The following is a 25054-nucleotide window of genomic DNA, read 5'->3' as shown; positions in this document are numbered from 1 at the left end:
CCTGGGTGAAAAAACATATAAATTCTTGCGGGCGAGAATTCGCTCATCTCGAGCGGACGATTTTTCCGGCACCGAGTTCGAAAGCAGCACGCAGCAGTGCGGGATCGCGCATCGCCCATTTCAGAAGCAGTCCGAATTCGGGCGCCTTGCGCCGTTTCAGATTGCCCGCCTGACTCCACAGCGCCTGTTTGCGCGCCGTGTTTTTATAGGAAGCGATGGAGGCGACATCGTCCGGCCGGCGTGAAAAACGGCCCTCCAGCGTATCGAGCGCCACCCAGGTATTGAACTGCTGGCGCAGGAATTCCGGAGAGGTATTGTCGATGCTGTGGAAGATATTGACGCCCATGCCACGCATCGCGCCGGCATCGTCACACAGAAGCGTCCGCTTCGATGCGAGAATGGAATCACAGAAAAACAGCACGTCTTCCGCCGCCAGACGCAGCGCCGGGTCGAAGCGGATCTTCTCGAAAAGAGGACGGCCGATCACCATGCAGGAGAGATGCAGGAAGCTCCAGTTGCGCAGCATGACACTTGCCAGATCCGGCAGTTCGATCACCAGCGGCTTCTCGGAAAGCCTTGCCGCACCCTCATTTTTTTCCAGCTCGGAAATGGCGAAATGATAATAAAATTCATCACTTGCCTGCATTGAGGCCCAGTAGCACTCGCCGCCATAGGTCTGAAGCGCGAAGGCGGCATTGCGCAGATGATCGGGTGTCCAGATATCGTCGGAATCCAGAAAGGCGACATAGTCGGTGCCATCAGGGACATTGTCCAGACCGGTATTGCGGGCGCCGCCCGGTCCGCCGTTGGACTGTTTAATGACGATAATCCGGTCTTTCTGTTCCTGCGAAATTTCCGCAAGTTCCTGATCGATCGGGTATGGCGATTCGTCATCGACGATGACAAGATCGAAGTCCTGGTAAGTCTGCGCAAAAACCGATGCGAGTGCACGTCCCAAGATACCGTGCTGCTTTTGGTAGTAGGGAATGACGACAGTAAATCTTGCCATTGTTTCGCCCCTTGCGTTGATCAAGAAGTGTCGGGCCCGATCCTAAAAGCGGCCCCGATGGTATCGGCAACTCCCAACCGGCTTCCTCCCGCCGGCCTCCAGAAACAGGATGCTTGTATGCCCCCAGCGCCAAATGTAAAGACCATCACCACGAATGTCGGCTGGAGCGTTTTATCAAAAACAGGGACATTCGGGCTTAAATTTGTCACGGTCCCCATTCTTGCACGGTTGCTTTCCCCGGAGGAATTCGGGGTCGTGGCGGTAGGACTAACGGTTGTACAGTTTCTGACCATGATCGCCGGCGCGGGGCTCACCTCTGCCCTCATCGTCGAAAAGGAAGAGGATATGGAAACGATCCATACCGTCTTCTGGGCCAATCTGGCGATCTCCTGCACCATGGCTGCCGTCCTCTACATATGGGCGGAGTTTTTCGGCGGGCTGCTGGGTGCAGTGGAAAGCGCCTATCTGCTGCGCATCATGGCCTTCCTCATTCCGCTGCAGCTTGCTGGCGATGTCGCCTATTCGCTGCTCGCCCGGCGCATGAATTTCAGCAAGGACGCGCTTTGGAGCATGGCGTCGGAAAGCATCGCCGCGGTTGTCGCCGTGGTGCTCGCCCTTCTCGGCTTCGGCGTCTGGGCGCTCATCATCCAGCTTTTCGCCGCCGCCCTCATCCGGCTTGTCGGGCTTTATGCCGTTTCCCGCTACTGCCCGCGTTTTGTCATGAAACCGCGCCGTCTCGTGCAGCTTCTCGGCTTCAGTTCGGGGCTGATGGGATCGGAAATCGCCAATTTCGTCACCTTCCAGTCACCGATGGTGGTCATTGCCCGACACCTGGGTCTGGCGGATGCCGGCGCCTATTCCGCCTCCAATCGTTTCGCCAGCATTCCCAATCAGGTGGTTCTGTCCGCCGTCATGGGCGTTCTGTTTCCCGCCTTCAGCCGCATGATGGACGATCCGCAGCGCCGTCGTGATGCGCTGATGTTCAGCACGCAGGTTCTGACCGTGCTTTTGGCGCCGATGATGTTCGGCCTCTGGGCCGTGGCCGAACCCGCCATGCTTGTCATCTTCGGGCAGAACTGGGCCTATGCCTGGCCGGTTCTCGGCCTGCTGGCGCTATCAAAAGCCATTCTAACACCATGCAGCACCTTCATTCCCTACCTGAAGGGTGCAGGTTACGGCCGCGTATTGTTCTGGTCGGCGACGATCCGCGCCATCGTCACCACGGTGGCAGTGTGGCTCGCAGCACTTTACGGCACGCTGATCGACGCCATGGTCTGGCTCTGCATCGTCAATGCGGTAACGCTGGTCGCCTATTCCTGGGCGGTGTTCAAGGCGAGCGACACACCGTTCTTCCGCGGCCTTTATGTCAGCAGCAGGCCGATGATCGCGGCGTTGGTGATGGCCGTTGCGGTACGTTATCTGCTTCACGTTCTGGCTGAGCGCATTCCCAGTGCCACCCTTCAGGTTCTCATCGGCGCAGCCGTGGGCGGCGTCATCTACGGGGTGCTGATCCTGCTCACCGAACGCGCGCTGCTTGGGAAAATCTTAGGCATGGTCAAATCGCGGCGTATGCGGGATACTGCAACCCAAGGTTAGGAATATAGCGGAAAAATACGCCTCATTTCCGCCGTTAAGCGCCCTCGCCGCGAGGTTTTCATTCACCGCGGCGAGGTCAAGTCAGCCGTCTTTTTGCAGCGCAACATCACGACAAATGACAAATTCACACGCTTCAGCGATTTTTAACGATGTGTGAGTTTGCAAAAATTACATTTATTTCAATTATTTGACTTCTATTCGGCGAAGAAATGGCGCCGACGCCAGACATTCACCCGCAAAATCTAATCTTGTGTTTTTCCCGCGTCGCCACATTTTATCCCAAAGTCGAAACCAGACTTTCCAGTGCGGGCTTACGTTCGCTCTGGTTGCAACGCGGCGTGGGTGGACGCCGCCCAATAGGGGTGACTGATGTGACTGTCGATCAGAACCTATCCTCCCGTATCAACTTGATGCGCATATTGCTGATATCAGGAATCGTGTTCGTCCATGTGCCGCACGATGCCGAGACCAGCCCGTTTCTCGGCCTTTACGGCTTCTTCGACTGGCTGCGGGTTTTTCTGGGCGATGCGCTGTTTCGCATCGGCGTTCCCTGTCTCAGCGCCATTTCCGGCTATCTGCTGTTTCGCCGCGGCATGAGCGGGTTCGATTATCCGGCGACGATCCGCTCCAAGTCAAAAACCGTGCTGCTGCCTTTCCTTCTGTGGAATGGCGCGCTGTTTGCGGCCGTATTGCTGATCCAGCTCTTCGATGTCGGCATCGGGTATTTCCCCGATCTGTGGAATGCCAGCCCGCGTGAAATCATCAGCCATGGAACCGCACTCGAAGAGCTGCCGGTAAATGTGCCGCTTTATTTCCTGCGCGACCTGTTCGTCTGCATCCTGCTGTCGCCGGTGCTCGCCTTTCTGATGCGCCGCTTCGCCCTGCCGACCCTCGCCATCCTGCTCTTCATCACCGCCATGCCTGACCTGACGATCTTCATCGTCCAGAAGAAATCCATTCTCTTCAGCTTCTCGCTCGGTATCGCGCTTGCTCTCCACCGTATCGACGTCAAGGCGCTCGACCCCTACGCCGTGCCGATCATGGCGCTGACCTTTGTCGCCTCGGCCATGTTGGCGACGGGACTTTATCTCACCGGGCCGGAATTCACCTTCTGGCTCAACATGTCGCGCAATCTGCTTGCCGTCTTCGGCGCGCTCGGCTTCTGGGCATCCTCCGCGCTGTTGATCCGCAGCCGGCTTGGCCAGCGGCTTGCCGAAACCGGCAGCCTGAGCTTCTGGATATTCTGCGCCCACTATCCCCTGCTCGTCATCATGTGGATGGTCTGGAACAAGGGCGGGCCGGACTTCTATCCCGCCTTCTATATCACCGCGACACTTTCCGCCTTTGTCATTCTGATCATCAGCAACGCGCAGACGCGGAAATATCTACCGGCCGTCTATTCCGTGCTCACCGGAAGCCGCAACGGCAAACGCAAGACGATGACCGATTTTGCGACCAAACGGGCCTCCATGATCGGCCCGCCCACATCCGAAACACTTTATTCGCAACGACAGAGGTGAACCAATGACAACATTTGTCACCCGCGTTCAGACACGCATTCTTCTTGCCACGGCCCTTTCGGCCGCAGCTTTTGCAACGCCGATCCACGCGCAGGAAGGCAACGGCACGTCCTTCATCGAGAACTTCGATTCCATGGACCGATCTTTCTGGTACGTTTCCGACGGCTGGAACAACGGCGCGCATCAGAACTGCACCTGGTCGAAGAAGCTGGCAACGGTGGAAAACGGCCAGCTCACGCTCGGTTTCGAGGAAGCCAAGGCCGGTGATCGCAACTTCGCCTGCGGTGAAATCCAGACCAAGGGGCGCTATCGCTACGGCACCTATGAAACACGGATGAAGGCCGCCACCGGCTCCGGCCTGAACTCCGCCTTCTTCACCTATATCGGCCCGACCGACAAGAAGCCGCACGATGAAATCGACTTCGAGGTTCTCGGCAAGAACACGGGCAAGGTGCAGCTGAACCAGTATATTTCCGCCAAGGGCGGTAATGAGAAGCTGGTGCCTGTGGAAGGCGGCGCCGATGCCGGCTTCAACGACTACGCCTTCGTCTGGGAGCCGCAGCGCCTGCGTTATTACGTCAACGGCAAGCTCGTCCATGAAGTGACGGACGAGACGAAAATCCCCCAGAACGCCCAGAAGATTTTCTTCAGCCTGTGGGGCACCGACACGCTGAAGGACTGGATGGGCCGGTTCTCCTATGCGGGACCATCACAAATGATCGTTGACCGGTTTGCCTTCACGGCGCTCGGTGACAAATGCCAGTTTCCAGAGTCCATCGCCTGCGCCCTTAACTGACCGCATTTTTGAACCGCTCCGATTTTTTGCACCAAAACCCAAGCTGCGGCGTCTCTGACGCATGAAACCAACCGGAACCCTGCATGACCCATGTTCTTTATCTCGCGCATGATCTGTCGGACCCCGCCATTCGTCGGCGGGTGCTGACCTTGCTTGCGGGCGGGGCACGGGTCACGCTGGCCGGTTTCCGGCGTGGGCAGAACCGGCTGGCGGAGATTGAAGGCGTCGTGCCCGTTGTGCTCGGGGAAACCGCCGACGGGCAGTTTTTGCAGCGCATGGCGGCGGTGGCGAAAGCCAGCCTCTCGCTGGGCAAGACCCTGAACGACATCCCCGCGCCCGATGTCATTCTTGCCAGAAACCTGGAAATGCTGGCTTTGGCAAAGCGGGCCATGTCGATCTATGCCGGGCAGCCGGCACTGGTTTATGAATGTCTCGACATTCACCGCCTGCTTCTCAACAAGGGCAAGCCCGGGCAGATGCTGAATGCCGCCCAGCGTTATTTCGCCCGCGACGCGAAGCTGCTGATCACCAGTTCTCCGGCCTTCGTGGAGCATTATTTCAAGCCCGTGTCGGGCCTCGACCTTCCCGTCCTGCTGCAGGAAAACAAGGTGCTGGCGCTCGACACCGCCGTTGCCGCCGCCCCGCAACCGCGCCCGCCCGCCCCCGGCGAGCCGTGGAAAATCGGCTGGTTCGGCGCGCTTCGCTGCCGCAAATCACTTGAAATCCTTGCCGAATTTGCCGGACGCATGGAAGGCAGGGTCGAAATCATCCTGCGCGGCCGGCCGGCCTATTCGGAGTTTTCAGATTTCGACGGTTTCGTAGCCGCCGCCCCGCATGTGCATTTCCACGGGCCTTACAAGAACCCCGAAGACCTCGCCGCCATCTATAACGAGGTGCAGTTCACCTGGGCGATCGACTTTTTCGAGGAAGGCCAGAATTCGAGCTGGCTTCTGCCCAACCGGCTTTATGAGGGCTGCCTTTATGGCACCCTGCCGATTGCGCTTGCCGGCACGGAAACCGCGCGTTTCATCGAAAAGCGCGATATCGGCTTTGTCCTGCAGAATGCCGGCGCTGACGATCTCGCCGCCCTGTTTGCGGAGATGAACCCGCAAATCTATGCGGACGCCTTCAACACCCTCTCGACAACAGACAGGAAACAATGGCTGACCGACCGCGACGATTGCCGTCAGCTGGTCCAGCACTTGTCCTCTTTCGCCAAATCCGCCTCCGGCCACGCCCGCGAAGCGCAGTTTTCACCCGTGTAGTGCGTAGGGGGCAAATCATGGAAGGTCTTGGTCATTCCGGCATCAGAACGCTGATCGTCATACCCTGCCTCAATGAGGCGAAGACGATCGAGGGGCTGCTTGTCAAATTTACCGGTGCGATGCAGGGACGTCTCTTCCGCATCGTGGTCGCCGATGGCGGCAGCACGGATGGGACCCGCGATATCGTTTCCGCCTTTGCCGCAAAGGACGATCGCGTCACGCTTCTCGCCAATCCGAAGCGCATCCAGAGCGCCGGCATCAATCTTGCCGTCGCCACCTTCGGCGAGGATTTCGACTATCTCATCCGCATCGACGCCCATGGCGATTATCCCGATGATTATTGCCAGTGGCTGATCGAGGACGCCGAGCGCACCGGTGCGGATTCCGTCGTCGTCGCCATGGATACGGTCGGCCACGGCCTGTTCCAGAAGGCGACGGCCATCGCCCAGAATTCCAAGCTCGGCAATGGCGGCTCCAAGCACCGCGAGGGCGCGAAAGGCCACTGGATCGACCACGGCCACCACGCACTGATGCGGATCGCCGCTTTCGATGCGGTGGGCGGTTATGACGAGAGCTTCAGCCATAACGAGGATGCCGAACTGGATTTCCGGCTGCGCAAATCCGGTTTCCGCATCTGGATGACCGACAAGACCCGCATGACCTATTATCCGCGTTCAAGCGTCATGCCGCTCTTCAGGCAATATCTCGCCTATGGTCGTGGCCGGGCGAAGAACCTCCTGAAACATCGCTCGATCCCGAAAATCCGCCAGATGATTCCGCTCGCCGTCCTGCCGGTTTTCATTCTCGCGCTGCTGTCGCTCGTGCATTGGGCAGCACTTATTCCGCTCGGCCTCTGGATCGCCGCATGTGTGGGTTATGGCTTGTGGATGGCAATAGGTCAGCAAAACCCATACGGCCCGCTCGCCGCCTTTTCGGCGATGGTGATGCATCTGGCCTGGTCCACCGGCTTCTGGCTGGAACTCCTGAAATCCCGGGGAAGAAAGGCTGTCTCATGACCGACAACACCGTCACCGGCACGCAAAATCTCAAGACCGTCGATATCGGCATCTGCACCTACAGACGCCCGGCACTCGTCGCCACACTTCTGTCACTCTTCGAGCTGGACGTGCCGGAAGGCGTGAAAGTTCGCCTGATTGTGGCCGATAATGACGAGGAGCCGAGCGCCAAGGCAAGCGTCGATCGCCTGCGTGAAACCGCACCCTTCGAGATCACCTATGTTCATTGCCCGAAATCGAATATTTCGATTGCCCGCAATGCCTGCCTGTCGGAATGCAGCGCGGATTATCTCGCCTTTATCGATGATGACGAGACCGCCCCGCCGCACTGGCTGGCCGCCCTTCTGGAAAAAGCCGACGAGACCGGTGCGGAAACCGTCCTCGGCCCCGTGACGGCGGTTTACCGGGACAATGCGCCTGGCTGGATGAAACGCGGCGATTTCCACTCGACAGTTCCGGTCTGGGTCAATGGCGAGATCATCACCGGCTATACCTGCAACACGCTGCTCAAGATGGATGCGCCCTCGGTGAAGGGCCGGCGCTTCGCGCTGGCGCTCGGCCAGAGCGGCGGCGAGGACACCCATTTCTTCTCGCATCTCCACGCCGCAGGCGGCCGTATTGTCTTTGCTGAAGACGCCGTCTTGTCGGAGCCGGTTCCGGAAAATCGGGCAAGCTTCATGTGGCTTGCCAAACGCCGCTTCCGCTCCGGCCAGACCCACGGCCGCGTGCTGGCTGAAAAGAAACCCGGTGCACGCCGTGTGGTTCAGGTGCTGAAGGCAGGTTCGAAAGTCCTGTATTGTGGCGTATTCGCCGCCTTGAGCGGCTTCAACGCCGTGCGCCGCAACCGTTATGCGCTGCGCGGCGCGCTGCATATGGGTTCGATGAGCGGCGCTTTCGGCGTGCGCGAAATCCGCCAGTATGGCGCGGTGGAGGCGACCTGATGGAAAATCTCACCTCCCCGCCCGATATCAGCTTCGTCATCGCCGCCTATAATGCCGCCGATACGATCGAAGCCGCCGTTCAAAGCGCGCTCGACCAGCAGGGTGTGACGCTGGAGGTCATCGTCGTCGACGATCGTTCCGCCGACGATACCATCCCCTTCGTTGAGGCGATTGCCGCCATCGATCCCCGCATCCGCCTGCTTGCGCTCGAAGAAAACCGCGGTCCGGGTGGTGCACGCAATGCCGGCATCGAGGCCGCGACGGGACGCTGGATCGCCGTGCTCGATTCCGACGACGTCATCCGCCCGGAGCGTTCTGCCTGCATGATGTGCCGGGCGGAGGCCGCCAATGCTGACATCGCTGTCGATAATCTCGATGTGGTCTATACCGACGGCAGGCCGATGGAGACGATGTTTCCGGAAGAGTTTCTGGAGGAACGATCCACCCTCACGCTTGAGGACTTCATTTCCTCCAACATCCTGTTCCGCTCCACCTTCAATTTCGGCTACATGAAACCGATGTTCCGGCGCGATTTCCTCAATAGCGAGGCACTGCGCTTCCGCGAGGATATCCGCATCGGCGAGGATTATATCCTGCTCGCCTCGGCGCTCGCCGCCGGCGGCCTCTGCGTCATCGAACCGAAGCCGGGTTACATTTACAATATCCGCGAAGGCTCGATTTCGCGCGTGCTCGAACTTCATCACGTCGAAGCGATGATGCGGGCGGATCAGGAATTCCTGAGCCATTACACTCTGCTGCCCGCCGCCATGGATGCGCAGCAGGCGAGAGCCCGCAGCCTGCGGCTGGCGCATAATTTTTTGACATTGGTGGAAAACATCAAGAGCCGCTCGGTACTGGGCGCCTTGAAGACCACAATCCGAGATCCTGCCGTGCTGGGGCACTTAAGAATGCCGATTGCAGTGCGGCTGAGGAGGCTGCGGGACGCCATGTTTGCGCCCGGAGCGAATACAGGGGTGAAAAGACAGATTTCGTGAAATTTACGCGTAGACGAAATCTGCGCGGGGACTGGGGACAGATCAAACCTTGATGAAGGAGAACGCGATGGACCTGAACAAAACTGTCAGAAAAGCCGTCATTCCGGTAGCCGGCAACGGCACGCGGTTTTTGCCCGCCACCAAGGCGATGCCAAAGGAAATGCTGACGATCGTCGATCGACCGGTCGTGCAATATGCTGTCGACGAAGCCATGCAGGCCGGTATCGAGCATATTATTTTCGTCACGAGCCGTAACAAGACCGCCATCGAAGACTATTTCGACAGCGCGCCTGAACTCATCAATACGCTGACCCGCTCCGGCAAGACCGTGCAGGTACTGCAGCTTGAAAAGATGCTGCCGGTTGCCGGCACCGTCAGCTATACGCGCCAGCAGGTGCCGCTTGGTCTCGGCCACGCCGTCTGGTGTGCTCGCGAACTGGTGGGCAAGGAGCCTTTCGCGCTGCTTCTGCCTGACATGGTGTCCTATGGCGCACGCGGCTGCATTGCCGGGCTGATGGAGCTTTATGACGAAGTCGGCGGCAATATTCTCGGCGTCGAGGAATGCCTGCCCGAGGAAGTGTCGTCCTATGGCGTCGTCGGCGTCGGCCAGAAGGTCAATCACGGCTTTGCGGTCACCGAAATGGTCGAAAAGCCGGAACCATCCAAGGCGCCTTCGAATTATTACCTGAATGGCCGTTACATCCTGCAGCCGGAAATCTTCGATATTCTCGCCAAGCAGGAGCGCGGCGCGGGCAATGAAATCCAGTTGACCGACGGCATGAGGCGGCTTGCGGAAAAGCAGTCTTTCCATGCGCAGAAATATAGCGGTCGCACCTTCGACTGCGGCAGCAAGCAGGGCTTCATTGCCGCAAACGTCGCCTTCTCGCTGCTGCGCGCGGACATGGAAGCCCAGGTTCTCGCTTCGGTGAAGGAACTGGTGGCGAACCACGAAAGCCGCGTCCAGGCGGCCTGACTTTAATCGCGCCGCCGGGGGAGGCGGCCGGCGCACCAATAACGGGGGGCGGGAAGGCGAGTTTATTCGGCTTCCCGCGTACCATTTTTAATTCACAAGGTAGGTCCATGCACCACAAGACCTTTAAATCCAATATCGGTTTTCCGGAGTCCGGCAAGGATTCCGACACGTTCATCGACCTCGACCGCCTGTGGGCCGCCGTGGTGCGTCGTGCCAATGTCATTGCCGCCTCCGTCATTGCAGCCGTGGTTCTGGCCGGCCTCTATCTGGTGCTTGCGACCCCCGTTTACACCGCGATGACGCAGGTGCTGCTGGATGAAAGCCTTTCCCGTTATGCGGAAGAGGAATCGCCGGTGCCCGCCGCCCAGATCGTCGACAACCGCATCGCCAGCGCCGTGGAAATTTTGAAATCCAAGGAAATGGCGCTGACAGTGGTCGACAAGGCCAAGTTCGACGAGAATGACATCATCGTCAATCCGCCGATGTCGCCGGTCGAACTCGTCAAAACCTCCGTGCGTGGTATCCTTGATCTCGTCCTGCCGGGCGATCCGCCCGTCTCCGAAGCCGCAATCCGCGCCGGACGCCGCGAAAAGGCCGCCGCCGTGCTGCAGCAGTCCTTGACGGTGGAACGTGTCGGCCGCAGCTCGGTCATCGCGATTTCCACCCGCTCGACCGACCGCCAGCTCGCAGCGCAGATCGCCAAGACCTATGCACAGGCCTACCTCACCGAACAGCTGAACGCCAATTTCGACGCCAGCGAGCGCGCTTCTGTATGGTTGCAGGAACGCATGACCGACCTCAACCAGCGCGCCCAGGCAGCCGAACTTGCAGTTCAGAAATACAGGTCTGACAACAATATCGTATCCTCACGCGGTGAGCTTATGTCGGAAAGCCAGCTTGCCGATCTTAATGGCCAACTGATTTCCGCACAGGCGGATGCAGCTACTGCCTCTGCCCGCTACAGCCAGTACAAGTCGATTATCGACCGCGGGCCGGAGACAGCTGTCGACAATGCCGTCGTGTCGGCCCGTGATACCGACAACTCGGTCATTCAGGATTTGCGCAAGCGCTACATCACCATTTCCGACAGGCAGCGCGGCATCGTCCAGCAATTCGGCGCCGACCATCCGCAGGCAGCCGCGCTCGACGCCGAGAAAAAAGAGATTTCGCAGCAAATCTTCCAGGAATTGCAGCAGCTGACCGGCAGCTTCAAGAACGAGGTCGACGTTGCCAATTCGCGCGTGCAGTCGTTGCGTGACAGTATCGACAAGGTAGCTGGTCGCAATTCTCAAGCCAACATCACCATGGTGCAGCTGCGTGAACTCGAACAGCGGTCCACGGCGCTGCGCACCCTTTATCAGTCCTATCTCGGCCGCTTCGAGGAAGCCTCGCAAAAGCAGTCGCTGCCGATCGCCAAGGCACGCATCATCTCCGAAGCGGGCCTGCCGACATCGCCTTCCAGCCCGAAAAAGACCATGACCATGGCGCTTTCGGTCGTTCTCGGCCTGATGCTGGGCGGGGGTATCGCGGCGCTTCTCGAGTTCCGGGACCGCTTCTTCCACACCGGCAATGACGTGCGTGACAATCTGCGCATGCGCTTTCTCGGCTACCTCCCCTTCATTGGGGAAAGGGGCGTGGAAAACGCCAAGGCCGGCACCAGCGCCGCCACCCCCGGCGGCGAACATGCCACGCTTGACGAAAGCGGGCAGGTCTCGTTCCAGAAAATGCTGCGCCTTGCCGTCGACAGCCCGCGCTCCAGTTTCGCGGAAACGTTGCGCAACGTGAAGCTGACCGCGGATGTCGTCATTCAGGAACGTCAATGCCGGGTCATCGGCGTCATTTCCTGCCTGCCGAACGAGGGCAAGTCGGTCGTGGCGCTCAATCTCGCCGGTCTGATCGCCTCCACCGGCAAGCGCACCCTCGTCGTCGATGCGGATATCCGCAATCCCGGCCTCAGCCGCATGCTGACGACGCGGCAATCCGCCGGTCTGGTGGAAGTTGTGCTCGATGAAATTCCGTGGACGCAGGCGGTAAAGGTCGATACGCGCACGAAAATGGGCATCCTGCCGGTTTCGACCAGCAACCAGTTCGCCCATTCGAGCGAGTTGTTGTCCTCCTCCGGCATGCGCAAATTCATCGACTCGGCGCGCGAGGCCTGCGATTACATCATCGTCGACCTGGCGCCTGTCGTCCCCGTCATCGATGCCAAGGCCTTTGCACCGCAGGTGGACGGTTTCGTCTTCGTCACCGAATGGGGCAAGACGCCGATCCAGATGGTGCAGAACCTGATGGCCAACGAGCCGCAGATCGCCAACAAGACGCTCGGCATCGTGCTGAACAAGACCGACATGACGGAACTGCAGCGTTATGCCGGCCCCGGCGGTTCGGAGCACTATCACGAGAAATTCTCGGCCTATTACGGCGATGCGAAGCCGCCGGTGAAGGAAGAGGCGTAATCGTGAAACGGCCCGGTGAAAACCGGGCCGTTTTATTCTGTGGAAGATTCGAACGATAAACCCATGGTATTGCCCCCCGAAATTGCGCATTGATGGCAGAAAGCCAACCGCAAGCAGGACCAATGCCATGCCATCACCCATCGCCTTTGTTTCACGGATGAATGCGGAAACGGAAGCCGTCTGGAAACAGGCGCTGCGCGCCGCCATGCCGCAGGAGGACATCCTCTCCTTCTCCGAATTGACGGACGAACAGCGACGGGCAGTGGACTTTGCCATCGTCGCCAATCCCGATCCCGCCGATATCGCCGCGCTTCCGGGCCTCACATGGATTCACAGCCTGTGGGCGGGCGTCGAGCGGCTGGTGCTGGAGCTGGGCGACAAGGCTCCCCCCATCGTCCGGCTGAAGGACCCGGAGCTTTCCCGCGTGATGGCCGAAGCCGTTCTGGCATGGACCTACTATCTGCAGCGCGACATGCCGGCCTATCGTGAAAACCAGCAAAAGGCCCTTTGGCAGGAGCTGGACTACCGCCATCCCGGCGAGATGACCATCGGTCTCCTTGGCCTTGGAGCGCTTGGCACCGCTGCAGCCGAGCGCCTCACCCATGCCGGCTTCAATGTCGCCGGCTGGAGCCGCTCGGCCAAGGTGATCGAAGGCGTGGAAACGCTGACCGGCGATGCCGGGCTGCAAGCCTTGCTGGAAAAAAGCGACATTCTCGTCTGCCTCGTCCCGCTCACCGACGCGACGCGTGGCCTTCTCGATGCCGGCCGTTTCGCCGCAATGAAACAGGGGGCGGCGCTGATCAACTTCGCCCGCGGTGCGGTCATCGTCGCCGACGACCTGATCGCGGCGCTCGATTCCGGCCGCCTTTCGCATGCCGTTCTCGATGTCTTCGAACAGGAGCCGCTGCCCACGGCTTCGCCATTCTGGCAGCACCCGAAAGTCACGGTCCTGCCACATATTTCCGCCCCGACAAGCCGCGAAAGTTCGGCGCGGATCGTCGCGGGCAATGTTCGCGCATGGCGCGAGACCGGCAGGCTGCCGGAAACGGTTGACATGATCAGAGGTTACTGAGCCGGCAACAAAACGGCGGGCGTACTATTCCGCCACGGCGCTCTTTGCCGTATGGGCCTGCTCGACCGCCGAAACGATCTGCTGTTCGTCATAGGGCTTGGTGAGCAGCACCGCGCTTTCGGGCGCCCCTTCCGGCAAATGGCTGTCGCCCGTCGCAAACACGATGGCAAGCCCCGGCTTGCGGCGCAGAGCCTCCACCGCCAGCTCGCCGCCCTCCATGTCGGGCAGACCGAGATCGGTGACGAGAACATCTATGCGGTCTGCCTCGATCACCTTCAGCGCCTGAGCCGCATTTCCGGCCTCGACGACGGCAAAGCCGCTCTCCGCCAGCATCTCCGTCGAATTCATCCGGATCAGCTCGTCATCTTCGACCAGAAGGACGCGTATGGACCGGTTTTCGTTTTCGACCGTCCTCACCGGTTCGGAAGGCTTGGAATAACCCGGCGCAACTGCCGGCCGCGCTCTCGCCAAAGAAACCTGCTTGCGGTTGGCAATCACATGGCGGATGCGCCGTGCCAGCGCTTCGCGCGTATAGGGCTTGGAGAGAAGCTCCACCCCGGCATCCAGCTTGCCGCCATGCACGATGGAGTTTTCGGTGTAACCCGAGGTGAAGAGAACGGCGAGGTTGGGCAGCCTTTCCTGCGCGCGGCGCGCCATTTCCCGGCTTTTCAAAGGCCCGGGCATTACCACGTCGGTGAAGATGACATCGATCGGAATGCCGCTTTCCACCACCGTCAAACCGGCCTGCGCATCACGGGCGGTGAGCACCCGGTAACCGAGATCACTCAGCGTCTCGACGACGGTGTTGCGCACTTCCTCGTCATCTTCCACCACAAGAATGGTTTCCGTTCCGCCCTCCACGGGGCCGGTCGGCATCACTACTTCCCGGTCCTCATCGGCGGCGGAGCGCGGCAGATACATCTTCACCGTCGTGCCCTGCCCCACCTCGCTATAGATGTTGACGTGGCCGCTGGACTGTTTTGCAAAACCATAGACCATCGAAAGGCCGAGACCGGTGCCTTTGCCCTCCGGTTTGGTCGAAAAGAACGGCTCGAAGACTTTTTCGAGGATCTCCGGCGACATGCCCGACCCGGTATCGGTGACGGCGAGCATGACATATTGCCCCGCCGAAACCTCCGAATGCTTGCGGGCATAATCGCGGTCGAGCACCGCATTGCCCACTTCAATGGTCAGCTTGCCGTGCCCTTCCATGGCGTCGCGCGCATTGATGGCGAGATTGAGAAGCGCGTTCTCCACCTGGTTGGGATCGGCATAGGTGTTCCAGAGACCGCCCGAGGTGATAACCTCCACCTCGATCGCCTCACCGAGCGAACGGCGAAGCAGATCGTCCATGCCGGTCACGAAACGGGAAATATTGATGACGCGCGGTTCCAGCGCCTGGCGACGGCCGAAGGCCAGCAGCTGGTTGGCCAGCTTTGCGCCGCGATGGACACCCGCCAGCGCATTTTCCAGCCGCCTTTCGGCGCGCTCATTGCCGATCACATCCTTGGAGAGCAATTGCAGATTGCCGGCGATCACCTGCAGAAGATTGTTGAAATCATGCGCGACGCCGCCGGTCAGCTGGCCAATGGATTCCATCTTCTGCGCCTGTTGCAGAGCCTTTTCGGTCTGGCGGCGCTCCGCCATTTCCGCCTCGACACGGGCTTCAAGGCTTTCGTTCAATTGCCGAAGCTGCTCTTCCGCCCGGATGCGGTGGCGAATTTCGCGCTCGAGATTGCTGGCATGTTCCTTGAGGGTGTCTTCGGCCCGCCGCTGCTCGGTTATGTCAGTGTGAACGCCGACCCATTCGGTAATGGCGCTGGACTTGTCGAAAATCGGCACGCCGCGGATCAAAAAAGTGCGGTAGACGCCGTCGTGACGGCGCACGCGGTGTTCCCAGACATAGGTCGACTTTTCCGCGACCGCGCTGTTCCAGCTTTCGACAGACCCCTGCCTGTCCTCCGGGTGGACGGCGTCCGCCCAGCCAAAGCCCTGATATTCTTCCGGAGTCTGGCCCGTCAGCGCCGCCCAGGCAGGCTGCTCGCCCAGCATCCTGCCATCGGCGCTGTTGGTCCACAGCACGCCGTGCACCGCATCCACCGCCGCACGGAAACGGTTGTTGCTGATGAGGATTTCCTGTTCTGAGCGCTTGCGGTCCTCGATATCGATGATCAGCACATAGATGCCATCGATGGAGCCATCCGTAATATAGCGCGGCACATAGCGGATTTCGGCGGCGCGCATGGTGCCGTCGGGCCTGCGGATCACGGTGTCGGAAACGATCTTCTCGCCGGCGAGCGCACGATCCAGATAGGCCCTGCGCGCCTCAAAAAACGCCTCGCCGACGATTTCGGGAACGCTGCGGCCGATCACCTCCTCGGCACGGCGGCCGAACCATTCCAGGTAGCCGTCATTGGCGAATTTATAAACGTAATCACGATCGACATACCCGACCAGAATGGGCAGGGCATTGGTGAGCCGGCTTAGTTCCTTGCGGCTCTGCTCCAGCGCCTCCACGGCCTTCACCTTGTCGGTATTTTCGAGCACGGTACACAAAACGCCGTCCACCGTGCCGCTCTCATTGTAGATCGGCGTGTAGAACAGATCGAAGATCACCTCTTCCGGCAGGCCATGTCGCATCAGCGTCATCGGCTGGTCGCGATAGGCCATGACCTCACCGCGAAAACCGGCCTCCAGAATACGGCTGTTCCAGTCCCATATTTCCGGCCAGATGCCGGGCACCGTTCCGCCCAGCGCCCGCGGGTGATAATTGCCGGCGATCTCCGCATAGCCGTCATTGTAGATCATCACGTGATCCCTGCCCCACATCAGCACCTGCGGAATGGGGGAATTGACGACGGAATTAGCCTTTTGCCTCAGATTTTGCGGCCATTCGCAAATAGGACCGAGCGATGTCTTCGACCAGTCGAAGCGGCGCACAAGCTCACCCGTTTCACCACCACCGATCGGCCATACCGGGGCAGCACGAAGATTGGTCATTCAACATCACCACAAAAACCGAGAGGAAATCTCCCGTAATACAGAACAAGATAAAAGTCCAAGAAAACAGAAACTTCCGTTTATTGTTCCCCCGGGTTTCTTCAAATACTGAAAAAGTTCCACTCTTCCGAAATATTGGGATGCGCCAGCGCAGGGGCGCGGCGAATTCGGTGTCTCCACACCACGGATTTCAGGCTCGCGTTCGCGGGACCGGATAATTGATTGATAATTGCCATCCTCAATACGCCAGAATCTGCCGCAAACGGAACGGCCAGAAAGCAATTATTAAGCCTCAATAAAGGCGCTGGCGGTCGCGGTGCCGTCAGCACCCGGGTCTTCGCCACACCGCGACCAGAGGGAACAAAAATGAAAATACTTTTGGGTGCCACAATTCTTTCCGCCGGCTTCGCCTTTTCAGGCGGCGCAGCCTATGCTGCCGACTGCGGAAACGTGACAATCGCCAGCATGAACTGGCAATCCGCCGAAGTTGCCGCCAACCTGGACAAGTTCATTCTTGAAAAGGGCTATGGATGCTCCGCCGAAATCGTGACCGGCGACACCGTGCCGACACTGACCTCCATGGCCGAAAAAGGCCAGCCGGATATTGCCCCCGAGGCATGGGTCAGCCTGCAGCCGGAAATCGTCAAGCAGGGTCTGGAAGGCGGCAAAGTGGTCGCGGCCGCAAAAATTCTTTCCGATGGCGCTGTTCAGGGCTGGTGGATCCCGAAATACCTCGCAGATGCCAATCCCGATCTCAAGACCATTCCGGACCTCTTCAAACATCCCGAGCTCTTCCCGTCGCCGGAAGACAAGTCGAAGGGCGCCGTGTTCAACGGCCCGCAGGGCTGGGGCGGCACTGTCGTCACCGCGCAGCTGTTCAAGGCTTTCGGCGGTGAAAAGGCCGGCTTCACCCTCGTTGACACCGGCTCCGCCGCAGGTCTCGACGGTTCCATCGCCAAGGCTTACGAAGCCAAGCAGCCATGGGTCGGCTATTATTGGGCGCCCACCTCGCTGCTCGGCAAATACGAGATGGTAAAGCTCGAATTCGGCACGGACTATGATGCGGCAGAATGGAAGCGCTGCACCTCGGTTGCCGATTGTCCGGACCCGAAGCCGAACGCATGGCAGGTGGACGACGTGCAGACGCTGGTCAGCAAGTCCTTTGCCGATCGTGCCGGCCCCGCCATGGACTATCTCAACAAACGCGCCTGGACCAACGCGACCGTCAACAAGCTGATCGCCTGGATGACGGATAACCAGGCGACCGGCGAAGATGGCGCCAAGCAGTTCCTGAAGGAAAACGAAGCTCTCTGGACGGGCTGGGTTTCTCCGGAGGTCGCGGAAAAGGTCAAGGCCGCCCTTTAAAAGCCGGTCCTTACATATCTGCCCGGCAACCGGCGTTCGCCAGCGGCGACGCCGCGCCCGCACCGGCTCCGAAATGCCCAAGGCTTTCGGTGGCGATGCGCCGGTTCAACAGAGCGTTCCGCCTTGCGTCCTGAAGGATGCGCGGCGCTCTGGCGATTTTGCTCCCGGAGCGCGGAGGACATCGATCCCCGCCTCCGGTTCGTCATGGAGAACAGGATATGGAATGGCTTTTCAAATTTCCGACCATGAATGACGATGCTCTGCGCGCGCTGAAAAAAGTCATCGACGAGGGGTTCCGGGCTTTTACCCGAACCTATGGCGGCGCAATCGAGGGGCTGTTTACCCCCCTTCAGAGCTTCCTCATCTGGGCGGAAAGGCTTTTGATCGGCGCCCCCTGGCCGGTCGTTATTCTTATTGTCGCCGCGCTCGCCTGGTTCGGCAGCCGCAGCGCCACCATTGTTTCGCTGTGTTGCGGCATTCTCTTCGCCATCGGCTGGTTCGGCATGTGGGAAGACACGATGAAGACGGTCTCGATGATCTTCGTCTGTGCGGTGCTGTCCATCGTCGTCGGCCTGCCTATCGGCATCGCCATGGCGCGCTCCAACCGCCTGCAGAGCGTGGTCAATCCCGTTCTCGACGTGATGCAGACGATGCCGAGTTTCGTCTATCTCATTCCCGTCGTCATGCTGCTCGGCATCGGCCGCGTGCCTGGCGTCATCGCCGTCGTCATCTATGCCATTCCGCCGATGATCCGGCTCACCAATCTCGGCATCCGCATGGTCGACCACGACGTGCTGGAGGCTGCCGATGCCTTCGGCTCATCGAAGCGCCAGAAGCTTTTCAAGGTGCAGCTGCCGCTCGCACTCCCCACCATCATGGCCGGCATCAACCAGACCATCATGATGGCGCTCGCCATGGTCGTCATTGCCTCGATGATCGGCGTGCAGGGTCTTGGCCAGCCGGTGCTGAAGGCCATCGCCAACCAGTATTTCACGCTCGGCGTATTCAACGGGCTTGCCATCGTCGGCATCGCCATCATCTTCGACCGCATCAGCCAGGCCTATGGCCTTCGCCTGCAAAAACACCGGGAAGTGGCGCATGGCTAGTCAATCGATCGAAATTCGCAGCCTCTACAAGATTTTCGGCCCCAAGGCGGCCGACTATGTCGACCCCGTCAAGGCCGGAATGTCCAAGGCGGATCTCAATGCCAAACATGGCCACGTGCTCGGCCTGCGTGATATCAACATCACCATGCCGGGCGGACAGATCACCGTTATCATGGGCCTTTCCGGCTCCGGCAAATCGACGCTTATCCGCCACGTCAACCGGCTAATCGACCCGACCGCCGGCGAAATCCTCTATGGCGGCACCGATGTCTGTCGCCTCAACGAAGCGGACCTGCTGGAATTTCGCCGCCACAAGACGGCGATGGTGTTCCAGAAATTCGGCCTCTTGCCGCACCGCAACGTGCTGCAGAATGTCGTCTATGGCCTCGAAGTGCAGGGCGTCGACAAGCGCGAACGGGAGGAAAGGGCGGAAGTCTGGATCAGGCGCGTGGGGCTGGAAGGCTTCTCCAACCATTATCCCAACCAGCTTTCCGGCGGCATGCAGCAGCGTGTGGGTCTGGCGCGGGCGCTCACCAATAATGCCGAAATCCTTTTGATGGACGAAGCCTATTCGGCGCTCGATCCGCTCATCCGTGTCGACATGCAGACGGTGCTTCTGGAACTGCAGAAGGAGTTGAAAAAGACCGTGGTCTTCATCACCCACGATCTCGACGAGGCGCTGCGGCTGGGCGACAAGATCGCCATCCTGCGCGATGGCGAAATCATCCAGCAGGGCACGGCAGCCGAAATCGTCATGTCGCCGGCCGACAGTTATATCGAGGCCTTCGTCGAGGAGGTCAATCGCGGCAGGGTCATTCGCCTCGGCGCCATCGTGCAGCCGGAGTTTTCCGGCCAGTCGCGGCTTCAGCTCGATGCGGATATGACGGTTGAAGAGGGCCTGCGCGCGCTCGTCCGGGAAAATGTCAGCAGCGCCACGGTCGTTGGAGAAAATGGCAAGGCGCTCGGCGCCGTCACCACCGACGCCATCATGCGCTGCCTCGTCAGGACCGCCTCGGGTGAAGAAGCGGGCGCGGCGGAACGGCTCTCAGGCTGAGCCTTCAAGCCACCCGGCCATGCCCTTCGCGGCGGCCTTGCCGGTGGCGAAACAGGCGGTGAGCAGATAACCGCCGGTCGGCGCTTCCCAATCCAGCATTTCCCCGGCAGCGAATATGCCGGGGAGCCTTTCCAGCATGTAGCTTTCATCAAGGCCGCTCCAGGCAATACCGCCGGCGGACGAAATCGCCTCGGCAATCGGTCTCGCCTGCAAAAGCGGTATCTCCGCATGTTTTATTCTCGCGGCGACAAACTCGTCCGGCATGGCGGCGATATCGGGAAATATTTCCCGCAGAAGCCCGACCTTCACAGCCGATAAGCCGGCCGCCTTGCGCATGCGGTTTGCAAAACTCTCCTTCCGGCCGAGCTTCCCCAGATCGAGGCTGAGACGTTCCACCGTACGTGCCGGTGCAAGATCAATCGCGAGCGATACTTTGCCCGCCTGTTCCAGCCGGTCGCGCAGGGCGGCGGAATGGGCATAGATCACGCTGCCCTCAATGCCATGCTTTGTTATCACGAATTCGCCCTGAAAGGCTCCTGCCGGCGAAATGGTGACCGTGGATTTCACCGCTTCACCCGCAAAACGCTCACGGAAGACATCACTCCAGTCAACGTCGAAACCGCAATTGGCCGGGCGGAACGGGGAGAGCTCGACGCCTTTGGCCGCAAGCGCCGGAACCCATGCGGCATCGGAGCCGAGACGCGGCCAGCTGGCACCGCCCAGCGCCAGCAGCACGGCATCGGCTTTGATAGTGATCTCGCCCTCCGGGGTCGAAAAAACCAGGTGCTCGCCGGAAAAACCCGTCCATCGATGCCGCGTCCTGATGGTTACGCCCTGCGCCTCCAGCCGGGCGAGCCATGCCCGCAGCAGCGGTGAGGCCTTCATGACCGTGGGAAACACCCGGCCCGAGGTGCCGACAAAGGTCTCCTGCCCCAGCCCCTGCGCCCAGTCGCGCAACATATCGGGGGTGAAATCATCGAGGGCGGCACGCAGCCGTGGTTCCGCCTCGCCAAACCGCTGACGGAAACTGTCGTAGTCTTCGGCATGGGTGATGTTGAGGCCGGATTTTCCGGCCATCAGCAATTTGCGCGCCACGGTCGGCATCGCTTCGAACACCGTCACGGCATGGCCCGCGGCCGAAAGCACCTCGGCCGCCATCAGTCCCGCCGGCCCGCCGCCGATAACAGCAACCTGCCTCGCCTTGCTCAAAACCTTCTCCATCGCCATCTTCGCCATTCCGAGCCTTATACCGATTTCCGCATGCGAATATATGCGTTATTGAAACGCCCATGTTCACGCTCGACCGCCCCGTTTCCTTTTCGCAGGATATCAAGAAAAGCCGCTTCATCGCCTTTGCCGCGCCGGTGACGGGCGAAGAGGATGCGAAGAACTTCCTCGCGGCGCATTCCGATCCCGACGCGAACCATAATTGCTGGGCATGGCGAAGCGGCCAGACCTATCGTTTCAGCGATGACGGCGAACCCTCGGGAACGGCCGGGAAACCGATCCTTCAGGCCATCGACGGCCAGGCGCTGGATAATGTCGCGGTTCTCGTCATCCGCTGGTTCGGCGGCATTCTCCTCGGCAGCGGCGGGCTCATGCGCGCCTATGGCGGCACGGCGGCGGCCTGCCTGCGGTTAGGCGAGACGTTACCGGTCATCGCTTATGTCAGCGCCACGCTGAGCTGCCCCTTCTCCGATCTGGCGCTGGTGAAATCACGCCTGTCCGCCACGCAGAACCTGCGGATGGAAAGGGAAGATTTCACCGGCACCGGCGCGGATATACTGCTCTCGGTTCCGGTCGAGGAAGCCGAACGGCTCACCCGGCTTCTGAGCGACCTGACCAGCGGGCGCGTCAATCTCCATATTCCCGACTAGCGGCCTGTCCGAATGTGCAATTCGTGCTAAGGAAGCGACATGTCATCCGAGCTTTCCAACCCCGTCTATAATCCGCCACTCGACCCCTGGCTCACCATCGTGCACCGCGACGAGGACCTGCTGGTGCTGGACAAGCCGAGCGGACTTCTCTCGGTGCCGGGGCGCGATCCGGCACTTTCCGACAGCCTGATGACGCGTGTGCAGAAGCAGTTCCCGAAAGCACTGATGATCAACCGTCTGGACAAGGATACGTCAGGCATCGTGTTGATGTCCCTGAACCGCAGGGCGCATGCGGCGATTGCGTCGCAGTTTGAAAACCGCCAGACGCGCAAATCCTATGTCGCCATTGTCTGGGGGGAGGTTGCCGGAGAGGCGGGAGAAGTGAACCTGCCACTCGCCATCGATCCCGAAAACAAGCCCCGCCATCGGGTCGACCACGAAAACGGCAAGCCGGCACAAAGCCTTTGGCGGGTGCTGGAACGATTACCGCTTCCGGCAACGCGGCTGGCGCTGACACCCCTCACCGGCCGCACCCACCAATTGCGGGTGCATATGAAGGCGCTTGGCCACCCCATTCTCGGCGATGAGTTTTATGCCGAGGGTAAGGCGCTCGCTGCCGCACCGCGCCTGATGCTGCATGCGCAAGAGGTTGGCTTCCGCCATCCGGATGGGCGTGACGTCACCTATACCGTGCCCTGCCCGTTCTGAGGACGCAGATGAAGGAACAAAACGAAAGCTTCGTGGTGGATTTTGTCGGCGGTGCAGTCGGACACCGTTTCCGTTCCGGCGAAGGGCGCGGACAGGCCCTGCCCAAGGCCGCGGGTTTCACCAAAGGCCGCACGCCAAAGATCGTTGATGCCACGGCGGGGCTGGGGCGGGATGCCTTCCTGCTCGCATCCCTCGGAGCTGACGTCACCCTCATCGAACGCTCGCCGGAAATGCATGCCCATCTCGCCGATGGCATTCGCCGCGCCCTGGAAGCGGGCGGCGCCTATGCCGAGGCGGCAGCGCGCATGACGCTGCTCAACGGCGATTCACGCTATCTGCTGAAGGAGCTTTCACCCGAGGTGGTGATTGTCGACCCCATGCATCCCCCGCGCCACAACACGGCGCTGGTAAAAAAGGAAATGCGGGTGCTGAGAGAACTGGTTGGCGCCGACCCGGACCAGGTGGAGTTGATGGAGGCTGCACTGGAGAATGCGACAAAGCGGGTGGTCCTGAAATGGCCCCTGCGCGCCGAGCCGATGCCGGGCATTCGCAAGCCTTCGCATCAGATAATGGGCAAGAACACCCGTTATGATGTCTTCATGATCTTCGGAAAATCTCTCGACGAGGAGGAATAATCAGCGAAAGCTCGGCTTGCGCTGCGCATTCATCAAAAGCTCGTGCCGCGAGGCGAACTCGCCGAACAGCTTTCTGAGCCGGGTCTCCTCCGCCTTGTCCAGTCGGTACCGCCGGCAGAATTCCGCAACGTTCAGGATCGGTCTGGTTCTGTTGCCGTCTATGGTCTTGTTGTCGATGATCTGCATGGCGCCCTCCTCATAACAGAGGCCAAACGTCGCTCACGCCTTGCGGTTCCCTATGAATTCGCATGGATGAGAAAAGAGCGTGCAGCCTGCACACGGACTGATCAAGTTTTCTTGAAACTATCGCAGGAAACGAAATCCTCCCCAAATGGTTCTCTGCCTGATGTAACGATGGAAGGGAGACCCATGTTCCACAACAACCGATTTCTGAGTTCGACGATCCTGTGTGCGCTGCTCGCCGTGCCCTTTGCCGGCGCTGCACACGCCCAGACCGCCCCGGCTGCCGAAACGAAACGGCCGAATGCGCCGGATCAGAAGCCGGCTTTTGAGGGCCAGACACGCGCGCCGCAGGCCGCCTCCCAGCCGAATGTCGAAAAAACCATCGTCGCCGAGGGGCTGCCGCACCTGTGGTCCATGGAATTCCTGCCGGATGGCCGCATGCTTGTCGCCGCCAAGGAAGGGGCCATGCATATCGTCGCCGACGGCAAGGCCGGCCCGGCGATTGCCGGCGTACCGGAGGTGGCGTCCGACGGACAGGGCGGACTTCTCGACATCGCGCTCGCGCCCGATTTCGAAACATCGCGCACCATCTTCTTCTCCTTTTCCGAACCGCGCGATGGCGGCAACGGCACCTCCGTCGCGTCGGCCAAGCTGACCGAAGATGGCGGCGCGGCGAAACTGGAAAATGTCTCGGTGATTTTCCGCCAGATGCCGACCTATGACGGCGACAAGCATTTCGGCTCGCGCCTCGTCTTCGGACCTGACAACGAGCTTTATGTCACCGTCGGCGAGCGTTCGGATTCAAAGCCGCGCGTGCAGGCGCAGGATCTGTCGAGCGGGCTCGGCAAGGTCTTCCGCATCAATGCTGAAGGCAAGGCCTTTGAAGGCAACCCCTTCGCCGGCCAGCAGAACGCCCTTCCTGAAATATGGAGCTATGGCCACCGCAACCTGCAGGCCGCGGCACTTGATGGCCAGGGCAGGCTCTGGACCGTGGAACACGGGCCAAAGGGCGGCGATGAGCTGAACCTGCCCAAAGCGGGCCTGAACTACGGCTGGCCGGTCATCACCTACGGCGTCGAATATAGCGGCCGCTCGGTTGGCGAAGGCGCTACCGCCAAAGAAGGCATGGAGCAGCCGGTCTATTATTGGGACCCGGTCATCGGTCCCTCCGGCATGGCCTATTATGATGGCGACCTTATTCCCGAATGGAAGGGCGCCTTCATCGTCGGCGGTCTGGTGAGCCAGGGCCTCGTCATCCTGCACATCGACGGCGACAAGGTTGCGACCGAAAGCCGTCTTCCCCTTGAGGCGCGTATCCGCGACGTGAAGGTCGGGCCTGACGGCGCGGTTTATGCCGTGACCGAGGAGCGCGGCGGTGGTGAATCGCAGATTGTGCGGATCGCCAAGGCCGGCTGAGAAAACTAACGACCGGAACGACAGGCCGCCGGAACGAAGGCGGCCTGTTTTTCGTTTGCCGCAGCGTGAAA

At 60.2% G+C, this 25054-nt stretch carries 22 protein-coding genes; 17 read left to right on the top strand and 5 right to left on the bottom strand.

Annotated elements, in window-relative coordinates:
* Positions 1-43: 43 nt before the first annotated feature.
* Positions 44-1009 (bottom strand): glycosyltransferase family A protein, encoded by a 966-nt coding sequence (locus V6S97_RS20220; protein WP_060723447.1) that lies wholly within the window; start codon positions 1007-1009, stop codon positions 44-46.
* Positions 1010-1126: 117 nt separating this feature from the next.
* Between V6S97_RS20220 and V6S97_RS20215 the strand changes: the two genes are divergently transcribed.
* The 10 genes from V6S97_RS20215 to V6S97_RS20170 all read left to right on the top strand — a co-directional run bounded on the left by V6S97_RS20215 (position 1127) and on the right by V6S97_RS20170 (position 13639).
* Positions 1127-2605, top strand: coding sequence for a lipopolysaccharide biosynthesis protein (locus V6S97_RS20215; protein ID WP_112357034.1), 1479 nt, complete (start codon positions 1127-1129; stop codon positions 2603-2605).
* 371 nt (positions 2606-2976) lie between these two features.
* The gene (locus V6S97_RS20210) at positions 2977-4125 is read left to right on the top strand and encodes an acyltransferase family protein (protein ID WP_077998598.1); all 1149 of its coding nucleotides are present in this window, start codon (positions 2977-2979) and stop codon (positions 4123-4125) included.
* Positions 4126-4129: 4 nt separating this feature from the next.
* Positions 4130-4921, top strand: a complete 792-nt coding sequence (locus V6S97_RS20205; RefSeq protein WP_003508517.1) for a glycoside hydrolase family 16 protein — start codon at positions 4130-4132, stop codon at positions 4919-4921.
* Between the two features lie 83 nt (positions 4922-5004).
* Positions 5005-6186 carry a glycosyl transferase family 1 gene (locus V6S97_RS20200; protein ID WP_113081238.1) on the top strand — a complete coding sequence of 394 codons (1182 nt, stop codon included), beginning with the start codon at positions 5005-5007 and terminating at the stop codon, positions 6184-6186.
* Between the two features lie 17 nt (positions 6187-6203).
* Entirely contained in the window at positions 6204-7202 is a 999-nt protein-coding gene (locus V6S97_RS20195; protein ID WP_112356994.1) for a glycosyltransferase family 2 protein, read from the top strand.
* The gene (locus V6S97_RS20190) at positions 7199-8143 is read left to right on the top strand and encodes a glycosyltransferase (protein ID WP_003508511.1); all 945 of its coding nucleotides are present in this window, start codon (positions 7199-7201) and stop codon (positions 8141-8143) included. The genes V6S97_RS20195 and V6S97_RS20190 overlap by 4 nt, the downstream gene beginning before the upstream one ends.
* Entirely contained in the window at positions 8143-9138 is a 996-nt protein-coding gene (locus V6S97_RS20185) for a glycosyltransferase family 2 protein (protein WP_003508509.1), read from the top strand. The genes V6S97_RS20190 and V6S97_RS20185 overlap by 1 nt, the downstream gene beginning before the upstream one ends.
* Positions 9139-9205: 67 nt before the next feature.
* Positions 9206-10111, top strand: a complete 906-nt coding sequence (locus tag V6S97_RS20180; protein WP_003508507.1) for a UTP--glucose-1-phosphate uridylyltransferase — start codon at positions 9206-9208, stop codon at positions 10109-10111.
* A gap of 107 nt (positions 10112-10218) precedes the next feature.
* The gene (locus tag V6S97_RS20175; protein WP_003508505.1) at positions 10219-12567 is read left to right on the top strand and encodes a polysaccharide biosynthesis tyrosine autokinase; all 2349 of its coding nucleotides are present in this window, start codon (positions 10219-10221) and stop codon (positions 12565-12567) included.
* A gap of 127 nt (positions 12568-12694) precedes the next feature.
* Entirely contained in the window at positions 12695-13639 is a 945-nt protein-coding gene (locus V6S97_RS20170) for a 2-hydroxyacid dehydrogenase (RefSeq protein ID WP_112294090.1), read from the top strand.
* Positions 13640-13663: 24 nt separating this feature from the next.
* Here V6S97_RS20170 and V6S97_RS20165 read toward each other — a convergent pair whose 3' ends face one another.
* The gene (locus tag V6S97_RS20165) at positions 13664-16639 is read right to left on the bottom strand and encodes a PAS domain-containing protein (protein ID WP_334427665.1); all 2976 of its coding nucleotides are present in this window, start codon (positions 16637-16639) and stop codon (positions 13664-13666) included.
* Between the two features lie 101 nt (positions 16640-16740).
* Positions 16741-17028, bottom strand: coding sequence for a hypothetical protein (locus V6S97_RS20160; protein ID WP_128286937.1), 288 nt, complete (start codon positions 17026-17028; stop codon positions 16741-16743).
* On the opposite strand from V6S97_RS20160, the gene V6S97_RS20155 reads away from it, so the two are divergent.
* The 3 genes from V6S97_RS20155 (at position 17006) to V6S97_RS20145 (ending at position 20164) form a co-directional block, all read left to right on the top strand.
* Positions 17006-18004 carry an ABC transporter substrate-binding protein gene (locus V6S97_RS20155; protein ID WP_060723803.1) on the top strand — a complete coding sequence of 333 codons (999 nt, stop codon included), beginning with the start codon at positions 17006-17008 and terminating at the stop codon, positions 18002-18004. The two genes, V6S97_RS20160 and V6S97_RS20155, sit on opposite strands and share 23 nt — an antisense overlap.
* Before the next feature lie 218 nt (positions 18005-18222).
* On the top strand, positions 18223-19110 hold the full coding sequence (locus V6S97_RS20150; RefSeq protein ID WP_060723802.1) for an ABC transporter permease: 888 nt from the start codon (positions 18223-18225) through the stop codon (positions 19108-19110).
* Positions 19103-20164 carry a quaternary amine ABC transporter ATP-binding protein gene (locus V6S97_RS20145; RefSeq protein WP_003508494.1) on the top strand — a complete coding sequence of 354 codons (1062 nt, stop codon included), beginning with the start codon at positions 19103-19105 and terminating at the stop codon, positions 20162-20164. The genes V6S97_RS20150 and V6S97_RS20145 overlap by 8 nt, the downstream gene beginning before the upstream one ends.
* Here the strand turns inward: V6S97_RS20145 and V6S97_RS20140 are convergent.
* Positions 20156-21400, bottom strand: a complete 1245-nt coding sequence (locus V6S97_RS20140) for a TIGR03862 family flavoprotein (RefSeq protein ID WP_087746361.1) — start codon at positions 21398-21400, stop codon at positions 20156-20158. The two genes, V6S97_RS20145 and V6S97_RS20140, sit on opposite strands and share 9 nt — an antisense overlap.
* A gap of 53 nt (positions 21401-21453) precedes the next feature.
* Between V6S97_RS20140 and V6S97_RS20135 the strand changes: the two genes are divergently transcribed.
* The 3 genes from V6S97_RS20135 to V6S97_RS20125 are packed head-to-tail and all read left to right on the top strand — an operon-like array spanning position 21454 to position 23384.
* Positions 21454-22041: an IMPACT family protein gene (locus V6S97_RS20135; RefSeq protein WP_112356992.1), complete on the top strand. Its 588-nt coding sequence runs from the start codon at positions 21454-21456 to the stop codon at positions 22039-22041.
* Between the two features lie 39 nt (positions 22042-22080).
* Positions 22081-22749 (top strand): pseudouridine synthase, encoded by a 669-nt coding sequence (locus V6S97_RS20130; protein ID WP_112356991.1) that lies wholly within the window; start codon positions 22081-22083, stop codon positions 22747-22749.
* Positions 22750-22757: 8 nt separating this feature from the next.
* Positions 22758-23384, top strand: coding sequence for a class I SAM-dependent methyltransferase (locus V6S97_RS20125; RefSeq protein ID WP_020812968.1), 627 nt, complete (start codon positions 22758-22760; stop codon positions 23382-23384).
* Here V6S97_RS20125 and V6S97_RS20120 read toward each other — a convergent pair whose 3' ends face one another.
* Positions 23385-23570 carry a hypothetical protein gene (locus tag V6S97_RS20120; RefSeq protein WP_020812967.1) on the bottom strand — a complete coding sequence of 62 codons (186 nt, stop codon included), beginning with the start codon at positions 23568-23570 and terminating at the stop codon, positions 23385-23387. It abuts the gene before it with no gap.
* 183 nt (positions 23571-23753) lie between these two features.
* Here V6S97_RS20120 and V6S97_RS20115 point away from each other — a divergent pair, with 183 nt between their 5' ends.
* Positions 23754-24983: a PQQ-dependent sugar dehydrogenase gene (locus tag V6S97_RS20115; RefSeq protein WP_080867071.1), complete on the top strand. Its 1230-nt coding sequence runs from the start codon at positions 23754-23756 to the stop codon at positions 24981-24983.
* Positions 24984-25054: the final 71 nt, after the last annotated feature.

It is taken from the genome of Agrobacterium sp. CCNWLW155, assembly GCF_036888815.1.
Lineage (GTDB): Bacteria > Pseudomonadota > Alphaproteobacteria > Rhizobiales > Rhizobiaceae > Agrobacterium > Agrobacterium radiobacter.
Note: the sequence above shows the minus strand (reverse complement) of the source record. Positions and strands in the feature narration are given on the sequence as shown.